Annotated in this window: 16 protein-coding genes; 5 read left to right on the forward strand and 11 right to left on the reverse strand. The window is 72.3% G+C overall.

Features of this window, described 5'->3' with window-relative positions; genetic code table 11:
* Position 1: 1 nt before the first annotated feature.
* The 5 genes from ACIBF7_RS02095 to ACIBF7_RS02115 all read right to left on the reverse strand — a co-directional run bounded on the left by ACIBF7_RS02095 (position 2) and on the right by ACIBF7_RS02115 (position 4,225).
* Entirely contained in the window at positions 2 to 1,012 is a 1,011-nt protein-coding gene (locus ACIBF7_RS02095) for a chemotaxis protein CheB (protein WP_271278468.1), read from the reverse strand.
* Positions 1,013 to 1,097: 85 nt separating this feature from the next.
* Positions 1,098 to 1,607, reverse strand: a complete 510-nt coding sequence (locus ACIBF7_RS02100; protein WP_148035533.1) for an STAS domain-containing protein — start codon at positions 1,605 to 1,607, stop codon at positions 1,098 to 1,100.
* Between the two features lie 49 nt (positions 1,608 to 1,656).
* On the reverse strand, positions 1,657 to 2,475 hold the full coding sequence (locus ACIBF7_RS02105; RefSeq protein ID WP_219542808.1) for a DUF1206 domain-containing protein: 819 nt from the start codon (positions 2,473 to 2,475) through the stop codon (positions 1,657 to 1,659).
* Between the two features lie 56 nt (positions 2,476 to 2,531).
* Positions 2,532 to 3,719 (reverse strand): hypothetical protein, encoded by a 1,188-nt coding sequence (locus ACIBF7_RS02110; RefSeq protein WP_397196157.1) that lies wholly within the window; start codon positions 3,717 to 3,719, stop codon positions 2,532 to 2,534.
* The gene (locus ACIBF7_RS02115) at positions 3,716 to 4,225 is read right to left on the reverse strand and encodes a SigE family RNA polymerase sigma factor (RefSeq protein ID WP_397196158.1); all 510 of its coding nucleotides are present in this window, start codon (positions 4,223 to 4,225) and stop codon (positions 3,716 to 3,718) included. The genes ACIBF7_RS02110 and ACIBF7_RS02115 overlap by 4 nt, the downstream gene beginning before the upstream one ends.
* Positions 4,226 to 4,368: 143 nt before the next feature.
* Between ACIBF7_RS02115 and ctaD the strand changes: the two genes are divergently transcribed.
* Both ctaD and ACIBF7_RS02125 read left to right on the forward strand, forming a co-directional pair.
* Positions 4,369 to 6,048, forward strand: coding sequence for a cytochrome c oxidase subunit I (ctaD, locus tag ACIBF7_RS02120; protein ID WP_397196159.1), 1,680 nt, complete (start codon positions 4,369 to 4,371; stop codon positions 6,046 to 6,048).
* A gap of 73 nt (positions 6,049 to 6,121) precedes the next feature.
* Positions 6,122 to 6,349 carry a hypothetical protein gene (locus ACIBF7_RS02125; RefSeq protein ID WP_397196160.1) on the forward strand — a complete coding sequence of 76 codons (228 nt, stop codon included), beginning with the start codon at positions 6,122 to 6,124 and terminating at the stop codon, positions 6,347 to 6,349.
* Between the two features lie 4 nt (positions 6,350 to 6,353).
* Here the strand turns inward: ACIBF7_RS02125 and ACIBF7_RS02130 are convergent, their stop codons facing one another.
* The 4 genes from ACIBF7_RS02130 to ACIBF7_RS02145 form a co-directional block, all read right to left on the reverse strand.
* Positions 6,354 to 7,139, reverse strand: a complete 786-nt coding sequence (locus ACIBF7_RS02130) for a hypothetical protein (RefSeq protein ID WP_397196161.1) — start codon at positions 7,137 to 7,139, stop codon at positions 6,354 to 6,356.
* A 75-nt stretch (positions 7,140 to 7,214) separates the two neighbouring features.
* Positions 7,215 to 7,697, reverse strand: a complete 483-nt coding sequence (locus ACIBF7_RS02135) for a metallophosphoesterase family protein (RefSeq protein ID WP_397196162.1) — start codon at positions 7,695 to 7,697, stop codon at positions 7,215 to 7,217.
* Positions 7,694 to 8,221, reverse strand: a complete 528-nt coding sequence (locus tag ACIBF7_RS02140) for a GNAT family N-acetyltransferase (RefSeq protein WP_187281511.1) — start codon at positions 8,219 to 8,221, stop codon at positions 7,694 to 7,696. The genes ACIBF7_RS02135 and ACIBF7_RS02140 overlap by 4 nt, the downstream gene beginning before the upstream one ends.
* Positions 8,222 to 8,228: 7 nt before the next feature.
* Positions 8,229 to 8,573 carry a helix-turn-helix domain-containing protein gene (locus ACIBF7_RS02145; RefSeq protein WP_364229232.1) on the reverse strand — a complete coding sequence of 115 codons (345 nt, stop codon included), beginning with the start codon at positions 8,571 to 8,573 and terminating at the stop codon, positions 8,229 to 8,231.
* 52 nt (positions 8,574 to 8,625) lie between these two features.
* Here ACIBF7_RS02145 and ACIBF7_RS02150 point away from each other — a divergent pair, with 52 nt between their 5' ends.
* Complete coding sequence (locus tag ACIBF7_RS02150) at positions 8,626 to 9,366, forward strand: SDR family NAD(P)-dependent oxidoreductase (protein ID WP_397196163.1); 741 nt, start codon at positions 8,626 to 8,628, stop codon at positions 9,364 to 9,366.
* Positions 9,367 to 9,408: 42 nt separating this feature from the next.
* Here ACIBF7_RS02150 and ACIBF7_RS02155 read toward each other — a convergent pair whose 3' ends face one another.
* Complete coding sequence (locus tag ACIBF7_RS02155; RefSeq protein ID WP_397196164.1) at positions 9,409 to 10,263, reverse strand: cytochrome c biogenesis CcdA family protein; 855 nt, start codon at positions 10,261 to 10,263, stop codon at positions 9,409 to 9,411.
* A 3-nt stretch (positions 10,264 to 10,266) separates the two neighbouring features.
* A complete protein-coding gene (locus tag ACIBF7_RS02160; RefSeq protein ID WP_364229226.1) occupies positions 10,267 to 10,860 on the reverse strand; it encodes a redoxin domain-containing protein in 594 nt (197 codons plus the stop codon).
* Positions 10,861 to 11,090: 230 nt separating this feature from the next.
* Here ACIBF7_RS02160 and ACIBF7_RS02165 point away from each other — a divergent pair, with 230 nt between their 5' ends.
* A complete protein-coding gene (locus ACIBF7_RS02165) occupies positions 11,091 to 11,990 on the forward strand; it encodes an endonuclease/exonuclease/phosphatase family protein (RefSeq protein WP_397196165.1) in 900 nt (299 codons plus the stop codon).
* 123 nt (positions 11,991 to 12,113) lie between these two features.
* On the forward strand, positions 12,114 to 13,322 hold the full coding sequence (locus ACIBF7_RS02170) for an MFS transporter (RefSeq protein WP_397196166.1): 1,209 nt from the start codon (positions 12,114 to 12,116) through the stop codon (positions 13,320 to 13,322).
* Positions 13,323 to 13,351: the final 29 nt, after the last annotated feature.

A 13,351-nucleotide genomic window follows, 5' to 3' on the forward strand; every position in this document is an offset into this window, starting at 1 on the left:
TTCAGGACAGGAGCAGGCTGTCGTCGCCTCCGCTGATGCGGGCCTGCACCATGCGGATGGTCTCCACGGCCTCACGCGTCCGCGCCGCCTCTTTCCGGATGAAGCCGTGGGAGTGCTTCCCGCCGTGCTCCTCCGCCGACCGCGCCATCCGGCCGAGGATCCGCACCCGCTCGTCCAACCGCTGGATGGCGATCCACAGGGCTCTCTCCACCGCGTCCGACTGGGCCCCGACCAGGCTCTCGTCGGACCAGGCGTGTCCCACCCGGCAGACGAGGCGCGCGAGGCCCTCGTCCCTCTGCTCGTACATCGGACCGCCGCATTCCGGGCAGCCGAGTCCGGAGAGGGTGCCACCGGGCTCCGCCAGGGCGGGCTCCTCGCTCAGGAACCGCCCGACCTCCCGCATCATCTCCGTGTCGTCCATCCTGGCCTCCGTGATGACAGGCGTTCTGCTCTGCCGCACCAGCCAGTCGGCGAGCTCCCGTACGGGAAGCGACGGCGCGTTCGGGACCGCGGCGACGGCCGCCTCCGGCATGCCGGGGAAGGCCGCTTCGCCCGGATCCTGCACCGCCACCGCGCCTCCTCTGCGGTCCACCGCGACGCACCCTCGCACGCCGTCGTCGAGCATGCCGCTCAGCACGACGGCGGCCACCCGCTCCCCCGCGTCGAGCGCCGCGCTCATGAAGAGCGGATCGGCCGCGGGGCGGTGACCGTTGTGCCGGGGGCCGCGTGACAGCCGGACCTTGCCCTCGTGGACGAGCAGGTGGTGATCGGGCCTGGCCACGTAGACCCGCCCCCGGCGCAACTCCTGCATGTCCTCGGCCGGGACCGCCTTGAGCGGACCCGCCCTGTCGAGGATCCCGGCCAGCACGCCGCCGCCCTGGGGCGGCAGGTGGAGCACCACGAGCACCGTGGCGGGGAGATCAGCGGGCAGCGATCCGACCAGCGTCCGCAGCGCCTCCACTCCTCCGGCGGAGGCCGCCACCACGATCGTGTCTCGTCCTACTGTCCACACCTTCTCCCCCTGTCCCGCAGGCGCGGGCTTATGCGTGCGAAGCGGTCGCCTGCCCGGCCATCCGTACGCGCGACTCCATGGCCTCTCAGGGGCCCGGCCCGCTCGCGCAGCGGCTCCGGGCGGAGGGTGATCGGCCGGGTGCCGAGGGCGGCATCGTGCCGCGCCGCCGGCCCGTGACAGGCCGCGCCGGGAGCCCGCGCAGCAGCGGCAGGTGACGAGGTCCCGGGGGCGCCGGCTCCGCGCACACGCCACAGGCGGCCAGCGCCTGGGGCAGGGTGTCGAACACCGGCAGCGGCGACCTCCGGCCCTTCTCCATGAGCGAGATGAGCCGGCGGAGCGCCGGGCTCGCCTCCGCGAGGAACAGGTCGCCGCCCTTGACCCGCAGGCCCCGGCGGGCGGCCACGAGCCGGCTCACCCCTCTCAGGTCGCAGAACCAGAGATCACCGGCCGCCACGACGACGCACATGGCCGGGGACGCGACCAGCGGTTCGAGCGTCTCGGAGAGGATCGGGACGGTCATCGCGTCCAGCTCACCCGCGAGGGCGACGACCATCGTGGTGTCCGCTATCGGCTTCAAGTGAACCGACAAGTACATGTCCGGCCTCTCCTTCGACTTCTCGGCACCGCCGTGCGCTTGCGCTCCTTCAGGTGCGGCGCCAGCGGGACTCGCCGAAGCAGTAACCGGCGAACAGCACCAGCCCGAGCGCGACCGCGATCAGCAGCCAAGGTCCGACGGGAGTGTCGGCGAAGGAGCGCAGCGCCTGGTCGATGCCTCCGGCCTTGTCCGGGTCATGGGTGATCGCCGCCTGGATGACGAGGAACCCGGCGAGCCCGGCGATGACGCCGCGGGCCACGTAGCCGGCCATGCCCAGCTTCTCCATCACCGAGCGGGCCCGGGGCGACATCCGCCCGAGGTCCAGCTCCTCGCGGAACTTCTTGGTGACGCCCTGCCGCACCCAGTAGACGCCGAGCGCGATGACGCCGAGGCCGACGGCGCCCACGATCCACTCGCCGGCCGGGAGGTCGAGCAGCATGCCGGTCACGTCCTGCGACTTCTCGTCCTCCGACGCGGCGCGCCCGGCCAGCAGCACGCTGAGCAGGGTGAACACGATCAGTCCGTAGACCACCGTCCTGCCGGCCGACTCGGCCCTGTCGAGCTTCTCCTGGTGGCTGAACAGCGCCTCGGACGCCTGCCACAGGGCCAGCGCCACGAAGCCGACGACCATCACCCACAGGATCACCGCCCCGAACGGCAGCTCCGCGACCGTGGTGATGGCGCCGCCCTTGTCGGCCTCCTCCTCGCCGCTGCCCAGGGCGATCTGGACCGCCAGCACACCGATCAACGCGTACAGCACGCCGCGGCAGGCCAGCCCGACCCGGGCCAGCCGGTCCAGGGCCGGGTGGTCAGCCGCTCGCCGGGCAGCGGCCTCCGCTGACCGCCCCGCGCTCTGCGCAGTGTTCACGGGATCCTCCTCGGAAGTTGAAAGGACCGTAAAGTGCCCAGAATCGGGGCGATCAGTCACCGGGGTGTGAGCACCCACCTCCAGCTGCCGTCCTCCTGGCTCTCCTGAACGCCGGTGAGCGGGACCGTGGTGCGGCCGTCGACGCTGACGAGCACCAGGCCGTTGCGGAACTCGTTCTCGCACCCTCCGGCGCAGCCGAGCGCGATGACGTGCTCGTCGTCGGCCCAGCCGATGAGCTGGAGCACGTTCTGGCTGCCGGCGACCTTCCCGGTGCGCCGTTCGATGATCGCCGTGGGCAGTCCGTCCGGGCCGAGTTCGAGCCGGCCGTCGGGCGAGATCTTCGACTCACCGTGGCGGTTGAACGCCTCACCGGGCGGCGGCTCCGCGGGCCGGCCGTCGAGGCCGTAGTAGACCCGCTCCGGGGAGGAGATCATGGTGGGCCCCCAGATCAGCGAGCCGTCGAGGCTCCAGCCGAGGTCCTGCCTGCCGTTGGAGTTGCTCGGCGGACCGTCCGTGCTGGGCAGCGGCGGCAGCGCGTGGTGTTCGGCCCGGCCCGTCGGCACGTCGATCAGGTAGTAGCCGATGCGCGGGCTGTCCTTCCGCCGCCATGCGACCCCGTCGGTGGGCAGCTCGTCGGGGTAGGAGGAATAGGTGGTGGCCAGCAGTTTCGTGCCGTCGGGCGACCAGGCGACGTGCCCGGCCCGGCGACCGAGCTGGATCCAGGAGAGGAACTGCCGGGTGTCCAGGTCGATGACGCCGATCCGGTCGCCCAGCAGGTCGCCCTGGACCACGGCGGCGACCCGCATGCCGGGGGCGACGTCCACCCAGGCCCAGGGGGTCTCCTCGTAGCTGTCGGTACGCGGGTCGTACAGGTGCCAGGTGCGCCGGACGTGGTCCAGCCCGTTCTCCCCCTTCTCCCTGCGCAAGGTGTAGTACGCGCCGACCGCCAGATTTCCGGCGGCCACGAGCTTCGTGGGCCGCCCGTGGTCCGGGTCCGCCCGCACGTCCGTGGGCGCCGGCGAGGGCCGGGGCGGAAGCGTGACCGTCACGGCCGGCAGCACGGGGCCTGGCGGCTGGACGGTCACGAACACGGCGACAGCCGCGATGACCGCCGCGGCCAGCAGCGCGGCGCCGGCGGGCAGCAGGCCGCGCCGCCTCCTCCGCAGCGCCCGATCGGCCAGGTCGTGCGGCACCTCGGCCTGCCCGGCCCACTCCTCCATCGTCTCGCGGAGCAGCCTGGTCATTTCGCGGCCTCCAGTTCCTCGGCGAGTTCGGGTGCGACCTCACGCAGCCGGGCCAGCGACCGGTGCGCGGTGCTGCGTACCGTGCCGACCGAGCAGCCGAGCCGGCGGGCCACCTCGTGATCCGGCAGGTCCTCGAAATAGCGCAGCACCAGGACCGTGCGCTGCCTGGCGGTGAGCTTGGCCAGCGCGGCGCGCAGCACCACGCGGAGCTCGCTCTGATGGGTACGGTCGCGCCCGGGCAGGTCGGGCACCGCGCCGCGGACCACCTCGACCCGCCGGCCCGCCGCCCGCCACCAGCTGACCTGCTGGCGGTACATGATCTGCTTCGTGTACGCCTCCGGTGCGTCCACCCGCCGCCATCTGCTCGCCAGCTTCGCCAGCGCCGCCTGCACCAGGTCCTCGGCCGCGTGCTGGTCGCCACCGGTGAGCAGGAAGCCGAGCCGCATCAGCGCGGGGGACCGCGCGGAGACGAACTCGCGGAAGCCGCGCTCGTCTTCGGCGTCCACGTCACCTCCAGGGATTGACTGTCACCACTGAGACGCCGCGAACCCGGGCCCGCTATGCCGCAAGCCATCACTTTCTTGGGCCTACCGTGGCGACACGGAGGGTAGTTGGTTCTTTACGGAGCGCCTGCCGAGGGGGAACCAGGGTGACGATCCAGAAGCCGAGAGACGAGGAGCCGACGACTTCGCCGCCGGCCCCGGTCCACGGCCGTCGCACGGGCGCGGTCATCACCAAGTGGCTCACGTCCACGGACCACAAGGTGATCGGCTACCTGTACCTGATCACGTCTTTCATGTTCTTCCTGTTCGCGGGCATCCTGGCCATGATCATCAGGGCCGAGCTGGCGGGGCCCGAGCTGCAACTGGTGAACGCGGAGCAGTACAACCAGCTGTTCACCATGCACGGCGTGATCATGCTGCTGCTGTTCGCCACGCCGCTGTTCGCCGGGTTCGCCAACGTCATCATGCCGTTGCAGATCGGGTCGCCGGACGTGGCCTTCCCCCGGCTCAACATGGTCAGCTACTGGCTGTTCCTGTTCGGCGGGCTCATCACCGCGTCCACCTTCCTCACCCCCGGCGGGGCCGCCAGCTTCGGCTGGTTCGCCTACACCCCGCTGTCGTCGGCCACGTACTCGCCCGGGATCAGCGGCGACCTGTGGATCATGGGGCTGGTGCTGGCCGGGCTCGGCACCATCCTCGGCTCGGTCAACTTCATCACCACGATCATCTGCATGCGCGCGCCGGGCATGACCATGTTCCGGATGCCGATCTTCACCTGGAACGTGCTGCTGACCAGCATGATGGTGCTCATGGCGTTCCCGGTGCTGGCCGCCGCGCTGCTGGCCCTGGAGGCCGAACGCAAGTTCGGCGTGCACGTCTACGACCCCGCGGCCGGCGGGCCGATCCTCTACCAGCACCTGTTCTGGTTCTTCGGCCATCCCGAGGTCTACATCATCGCGCTGCCGTTCTTCGGCATCATCACCGAGGTCATCCCGGTCTTCTCGCGCAAGCCGATCTTCGGCTACATCGGGCTGGTCGGCGCGACCATCGCCATCGCCGGGCTGTCGATGACCGTCTGGGCGCACCACATGTTCCCCACCGGGCAGGTGCTGCTGCCGTTCTTCTCGTTCATGACCTTTCTGATCGCGGTGCCGACCGGGGTGAAGTTCTTCAACTGGATCGGCACCATGTGGCGGGGACATCTGAGCTTCGAGACCCCGATGATGTTCGCCGTCGGGTTCCTCATCACCTTCCTGCTCGGCGGGCTCACCGGCGTCATCCTGGGCTCGCCTCCCCTGGACTTCCAGGTCACCGACTCCTACTTCGTGGTGGCCCACTTCCACTACGTGGTGTTCGGCACGGTGGTGTTCGCGATGTTCGCCGGGTTCTACTTCTGGTGGCCCAAGATGACCGGGCGGATGCTGGACGACCGGCTCGGCCAGGTCCACTTCTGGCTGCTGTTCATCGGCTTCCACACCACGTTCCTGGTGCAGCACTGGCTCGGCTGGGCCGGGTTCCCGCGCCGCTACGCCGACTACGCGCCCGGCGACGGGTTCACCCTGCTCAACCAGATCTCGTCCGTCGGCGCGGCGATCCTCGGGCTGTCGACGCTGCCGTTCCTCTACAACGTGTGGATCACCCAGCGCAAGCCGCGCTGGGTGACGCTGGACGACCCCTGGGGGTTCGGCGGCTCGCTGGAATGGGCCACGAGCTGCCCGCCGCCGCGGCACAACTTCTCCTTCATGCCGCCGATCCGCTCCGAACGGCCCGCGTTCGACCTGCACTACCCGCACACCTACCCCAAGCGGGACGAGATCGAGGCGTGACACATACTTCGGTCGGTCCTGAGCATCCCTAAGGCCGATCCGCCGGGCCGCGGCCGGGCACTAGCGTCGGGCCATGCGCAAAGCCATCCAGATCGTCGGCTTCGTCCTGGCGCTCCAGGGCATCAGCGGGGCCATCGACCACGTGGCCGTCCAGCCGTTCTTCGGCTTCTTCCTGAACTTCTTCAACCGGGTGATCATTCCCCGTATCGACGTGCTGACCGGCTACGAGCTGTTCGCCAACCTCGCCCTGGCCGCCCTGGGCATCGTGCTGGTGATCGCCGCCGAACGCGCGCCGGGTTGACCGGCTACGTCGCGTAGCTGAGCCGGGGGTGGTCGCGCAGGATGATCGGGGCCGACAGCATCGTGTGCCGCTCGCCGACCTCCCCCACCAGCACCGGCCAGGTGCCGATGTTGCGGCAGCCCTCGGCCAGCGGGCGCAGCTCGGCCGGCGGGTTCAGGAGGGAGACGAACCGCCCGCCGTGGGTGCGCACCACGCTCTGCGCCGACACGAACGTGTGCCTGAGCACCTCCGCCCGATCCTCGCCCCGCCAGTCGGTGGTGTTGGCCACCTTGACCGTCAGCCTGAACAGCCGGTCGCGCAGCGGCTCCGCGCGCACCACGGCCTGGCCGTGCAGGGTCTCCCAGCAGCGCAGCACTGCCCCGGCCCGGCCGCGGGCGTCGATCAGCCAGACCGCCTCCTGGTCGCCCGGCACGTCGACGCGCATCGTGTACGCCGCCGCCGCCAGGTCGGCGAGCGTCAGCCCCGACACGGCCGCCTCGCGCTCGCGCGCCTCCAGCCCCGAGACGTAGCGGGCGCCGTCGACGGTCAGCTCGGCCGCCGGCTCCAGCTCGCCGCCGCGCGCCCGCGCCACCTCGCGGCTGACCAGTTGCAGGAACCGTACGTGCACGTCCACGGTGTCGGCGGGGGCGGCCTCGACCAGGCACTGGGTCTGCATCATCCAGGAGAGACCGGCCCGCCCGCCGGCGTAGGGCTCGGGGTGGAGTCCGCGCAGGTACCGGTCGTCCAGCAGCCGATGGTACGGGTGGCACTCGTACAGCACGGCCTGCGCGATCTGTCGCGCTCTGTCCATATCGAGCCGCCTTGCAGTCGATCTGTCACTTTCTGTAATCGACATACCGCTCGGGCGTGACAGACAAACCCGTGCTCAGGTGACCGGGACGATCTCGGCCTCGACCAGCGCGCCGCCCTCGACGCGCAGCACCCCCACGGTGCCGTGCGGCTGGCGGCGCCGGTCGGTCGGCGATCCGGGGTTGAAGATGCGCGGCCCGTCACCGGACTCGTCGAGCGGGATGTGCGAGTGCCCGAACACCACCAGGTCCGCCTCCGGGAACCGCCGCCGCATCCGGGCCGTCCGTCCCCGCGCCGGGCCGCTGTCGTGGATCATGCCGACCCGCAGCCCGCCCAGGTCGAGCTCCAGCGTCTCGGGCGCGTCCAGGTCGGGCCCGTCGTTGTTGCCCTTCACCACGTGCACGGGCGCGTACGCGGCCAGCTCGGCGAGCACGGAGGGCACGCACACGTCACCGGCGTGCAGGATCACGTCGGCGCCCACCAGCAGCTCGGCCACCCTCGGCGGGCACGACTTCCAGCGGCGCGGCGCGTGCGTGTCGGACAGCACGACCACTCTCACGCCACGTCCCTACCCGTCCGCAGCACGAGCACCTCCAGGGCCCGCTCGGGCAGCGCGCCGACCCGCCGCCAGCCCAGCGCCCGGTAGAAGCGGGCCGCGGGAGCCCGCGGCGAGGTGAGCAGCCAGGCCCGCGGCCACCCGGCCACCGCCGCGTCCAGCAGCCGCCGCCCGATCCCCCGGCCCTGGGCGCCGGGGCCCACGAACAGCTCCACGACCTCGAACGCGCCCCTGGTCAACCCGGCCACGACCTCCGGGCCGCAACTGCGCTGGAGCTCCTCGTAGATCGCGTTGCCGGACAGGTCGTCAGGCGTCGGCCACCCGAAGCACACGCCCACGAGCTCGTGGCCGTCACGCTCGATCCACGCGGCGAAGCCGGGCCGTTCGGCGTCGCGTGCGAGCTTGCCGGGGAAGGCGGCGAAGTCCTCCTCGGTCTCGTACCAGGGCGGCACGGAGAAGCACTGCCGGTAGAGGCCGGCGATCTCGCCGGAGATCGTCACGCAGCCGGGGCCGTCGAGTCGCTCCACCACCCCATTATCGGTGGCCGGCGAGCCCCACCTGGTCGCCCACATCCTCGCCCTCCGCCGCCGCCAGCACCGCGTCGAGCAGCCCGGGGAAGCGCCGGTCCAGGTCGGTGCGGCGCAGCGTGACGTAGCAGCGGGTGCCCTCCTGGCGGGTACGGGTGATGCCGGCGTCGCGGAGGACCTTGAGGTGATGGCTCAGCGTGGACTTGGCCACCGGCGCGCGCAGCTCGCCCCAGCCGCGCTCGCGGCCGTCGGACAGCACCCGCACCAGCCCGATCCGGATGGGGTCGCTGAGCGCGGCCATCGCGGCGACGAGCCTCAGCTCGTCGGCGGCGGGGTGCGAGGCTCGCTTCACGCCCCCATGGTAGCTTGTTCGACATTCTACGAACATCGAACAAGGGAGGGCCATGGACCTGGACGGCAAGTCCGTGATCGTGACCGGGGCCAGCTCCGGCATCGGGCGTGCGACGGCCGTGGCGTTCGCCCGTGCCGGCGCGCGGGTGCTCGGCGTCGGCCGCGATCAGGACGAGCTCGACCGCACCGCCCGGCGGCATCGGGACATCGTCCCGTTCGCCGCCGACCTCGCCACGCCGGGCACGCCGGAGGCGGTCGTCCAGGCGGCGGCCGACCGGTGGGGCAGCCTGGACGTGCTCGTCAACAACGCCGGAGCCACCGCCGTCATGCCGCTGGAGCGGCTCGACGCGGACCGGGCGCGTGCCCTGTTCGAGCTGAACGTGATCGCGCCCAGCCTGCTGGCCAAGGCCGCGCTGCCCCACCTGCTGCGCTCCCGCGGCTCCATCGTCAACGTCTCCAGCACCTACGGGCACCGGCCGCTGCCGGGCGGCTCGCACTACGCCGCCTCCAAGGCCGCGCTGGAGCAGCTCACCCGGAGCTGGGCGCTGGAGCTGGCCGGGGTGCGGGTCAACGCGCTGGCTCCGGGCCCCACGGAGAGCCGGGCACTCGCCCGCGCGGGGCTGCCGGGGCCGGAGGTCGAGCGCATCAAGCAGGACGAGGCCCGCCGCGTCCCACTCGGCCGGCGCGGCACCCCCGAGGAGGTCGCCACCTGGATCGTCCGGCTCGCCGACCCCGCCTCGACCTGGCTCACCGGCCAGGTGCTCACCGTGGACGGCGGCCTCGACCTGACCTGACCGGGGCTCACTCGACGGCCGCCCCACCCACCTGACCGGGGCTCACCCCGGACGGCGGGCCCGCCTCGACCTGATCAGGAGGATGGCGACCAGCGCCGCGGCGGCCCCCGCGACCGGCACCGCGCCGACGGTCTCCAACCAGCCCGAGATCGTCCCCTGCACCGCCGTCACCCCGCCGACGACCGGGTCGTCCGGGTCGCCGCCGCCGAAGACCCGCAGCTCGTACCAGCCGTAGTAGGTCACGTACAGGCCGGCCAGGACGAGCAGGACCCCGCTCAGCCGGTACACGTGCGGCAGCGACCGGCGCACCCGGAACAGGACGGCCTCCCTGGTCAGCGCCACGGCCAGGGACAGCAGGGCGACGACCAGTCCCATGCCGAGCGCGTACGCGGCGAAGACCGCCAGCCCTCCGGCCACCCCGCCGCTCGTCAGCGAGGCCGACGTCACCGCCAGGAACGGCCCCACCGTGCACGACAGCGAGGCCACCGCGTACGCGATCCCGTAGCCGTAGAGCGAGCGCGCCGACATGGCGGGCCTGGCGGCCAGCCCGGGGACGCGGACGAACAGCGACCGGCCGGCCAGCAGCCAGCCGCCCAGCCCCACCAGGACGATCCCGATCACGATCGTCACCCACGGCAGGACCGTCCCGGCCACCGCCGCCAGCGGCGTCACCACCAGCCCGAACAGTCCGAACACGGTCACGAACCCGGCGGTCATCGCCGCCGACAGCATCACCGCGCGCACCACCGGGCCGCGCCGCCAGACGCCGCCCGCGCCGCGCGGCGGCTCGCCCGCGACCAGCATCGACAGGTACGCGGGCAACATCGCGAACCCGCACGGATTGAACGCGGCCACCGTGCCCGCCGTCAGGGCGAGCGCGATCGGCAGATCCGTCATGGCTCAGGCGGCCTTGATCTTGGCCACTTCGGCGTCGAGGCCGTCGCGGCCCAGCGGGCCGTTGACCTTCGTGGTGCCGCCGCCGGGCTCCATGAAGACGAACACGGACTGCTGGGCGACGCCCAGTTTGGTCCACACCGCGCCCTTCTCGTCCGACAGGTGGACCAGCCCGCCGGTGCCGGTGCTCTCGACGAACTCCCTCATCGCGGCCTCCGTGTCGAGCCCCGCCACGCCGACGAACGCCACGTCAGGGTGCGCGGCCGCGGCGGCCTTGACCGCGGGCGCGTCCGACCGGCACTTGGTGCACCACGGCGCCCAGAACCAGAACACCACGGGCTTGCCGGCCAGGCTGCCGCCCTCGAACTCCTTCCCGTCGAGGGTCTTCGCGCTGAACCGCAGCGCCGCGGGCGTGGACCCGCTCTCCATCGGATCCGCGCTCTTCATCGGATCGGCACTCTTCATCTGATCCGTGCTCTTCATCTCATCGGAGGGCGCGGCGGACGTGGTCCCCATCGGGTCGGAAGGGGCGGCCGCGCCGCAGGCGGCCAGGGTCAGTGTCGCGGCGGTGATGACGGCCGCCATGCCAGCTCTGTTCACGCCCACCAGGCTAGGCACGCGGTGCCGCCGAGAACCTTACGAGCTGATGACGCCGCCCCGCCCGGCGCGGTCCGCCGACCGTCAGCGTTTAGGCTCACCACGAAAAGGTTGATCTCGCACGAATCGGGCGGCAAGGGTTGAACATCACCGTCGAGGCGAAGCAGGCGTCAGGCGGAGGCCCGCCGCCTCGTGGACACTCACCGCGCAGGCGGTGGGTCTCCTGGCTCACCGTGACCTTCCTGACCGTCTGGGCCGTGGTCAGGGCCGGCGGGCTGGAGTCTGGATCGTTCCTGACCCAGCTCATGACCGTCACCCCGTACGGCGCCGCGCTGGCCCTGCTGCTGGCCGCGGCCCTCGTCAGACGGAACCGCCCGGCGGCGGTCGTGGCCCTGGTGGCGAGCCTGGTGATGGCCGCCGCCGTGGCGCCCAGGGCGTTCCCGGCGGGCGAACCGGCCACCGGCGGCACCCCGTACAAGGTGCTGGCGGTCAACCTGTTCGGCCGCGCCGACCCGCGTACCGTGGTCGACCTCGTACGGGAACTGCGCCCTGACGTGTTCGCCGCGACGGAGCTGACCACGCGCCAGGTGGCGGCGCTGGACGCGGCCGGGCTGGACGAGCTGATGCCGCACCGTGTGCTGCAGGACGAGCACGACGCGGCGGGCAGCGGCCTCTACGGCAGGCACCCGCTCACCGAGCTGCCCGGCCTGTTCACCCCGGTCGGCCACAACATGCCCGCGGCGGCCATGACCCTGCCCGGCGGCCGGCGCGTCGAAGTGGTCGCCGTGCACCCGAACCCGCCGCTCGGCCGGATGGTGGACGGCTGGAACCGGGCGATGGAGTCCTTCCCCGCGCCCGGCGGCGACGCGATCCGCATCCTGGCCGGCGACTTCAACGCCAGCCTGGACCACCGGGCCATGCGCGACCTGCTCGGCCGCGGCTACGCCGACGCCGCGCACCAGGCCGGCGCGGGCCTGACGCCGACCTGGCCGAACCGGCGCGGCCTGCCGCCGTTCATCACGATCGACCACATCCTGGTCGACGAGCGCGCCGGGGTGAGCTCCTTCGACGTGCTGGACGTGCCGGGCACCGATCACCGGGGGGTGTTCGCGGAGCTCCGGCTGCCGTCATAGCGGGTTAGAATCGGGCGCATGACCTGGCGACATTGATGCATCACCAGAGGCCGAAGGGCTCGCGGGCCGCCGCGCAGGCAGGCAGTCGCGTCCCCCGTTCGTTCCCTTCGGAAGGCCTCACGCATGTCACCGCCTGCCAAGCGGCTGGTCCGCACGCTCTACGTCTACACGTTCCTTGACGATTTCGTCCTGCTCTATCCGGTCTACGCGCTGCTGTTCACCGACACCGGGCTGTCCGTGGCCGAGACGTCCTCGTTGTTCGTCATCTGGTCGGTCGCGGGGCTGGTGCTGGAGGTGCCCTCCGGGGCGCTGGCCGACTCCGTCTCCCGTCGCCTGCTCCTGTTCGCCGGCCCGCTGCTCGCCGCCGCCGGGTTCGCGCTGTGGGTGATCTTCCCGTCCTACTGGATCTTCGCGCTGGGCTTCGTGCTCTGGGGCGTGCGCGACGCGCTCGGCTCGGGCTCGATCGAGGCCCTGGTGTACGAGGAGCTCGCCCACACCGGTGAGACGTCACGCTACGCGCAGGTCATGGGCCGGGCGGCGTCGGCAAGCATGGCGGCGACCGCCGCGGCCATCGCGCTGGCCATCCCGGTCTTCGCCGCCGGCGGTTACCCCGCGGTGGGCGTGGCCAGCGTGCTGGCCTGCCTCCTCACCGCCGCCACCGCCCTGGCCTTCCCCGAGCACCGCTCCCCCGTCCGGGAAGCCGGTGACGACGGGGAGCTCTCGTACGGGCAGGTGCTGAGGGCCGGGCTGGCCGAGGCGCGCGGGGACCGGCGGGTGCTCCACGGACTGGTCCTGCTCGCGACCGTCACCGCCGTGTGGGGTGCGCTGGACGAGTACGTGGCGTTCCTCGGCATCGAGGCCGGGCTGCCGGAGACGGCGATCCCGCCCGTGTACCTGCTGGTGTGGGCCGGGGCCACGGCCGGCGGCCTGCTGGCCGGGCGGGCGCGGCGGTTGCGGGCGCGCGGGTTCGGCGCGGTGCTGGCGGCCGGGGCGGTCGCCCTGGCCGGTGGCGCGCTCAGCGGGCATCCCGCGGGGTTCGTGGCGATCGCGGCGGCGTTCGGGGTGTTCCAGCTGGCGGGCGTGGTGGCCGACGCCCGGCTGCAGGACAGCATCACCGGCCCGAGCCGCGCCACCGTCACCTCGGTGGCCGGCCTGGGCACCGGCGTGATCACGCTGGCGGTCTACGGCGTCTACGGCGCCGCGTCCGGCCTGGTCTCGCACGGGCTCATGTTCGCCCTGCTGAGCGTCCCGTACCTGCTCGTGGCCGCATGGGTGATCATCGGCCGCCGGGCGCGGGCGGCCGCGGAGCCGGAGCCGGCCCCGGCCGCCTGACCGGGCCGCGTTCGCGTCGGTTTCGTAGG

Source organism: Nonomuraea sp. NPDC050478, assembly GCF_044458265.1.
GTDB classification, from domain to species: Bacteria; Actinomycetota; Actinomycetes; order Streptosporangiales; family Streptosporangiaceae; genus Nonomuraea; species Nonomuraea ferruginea.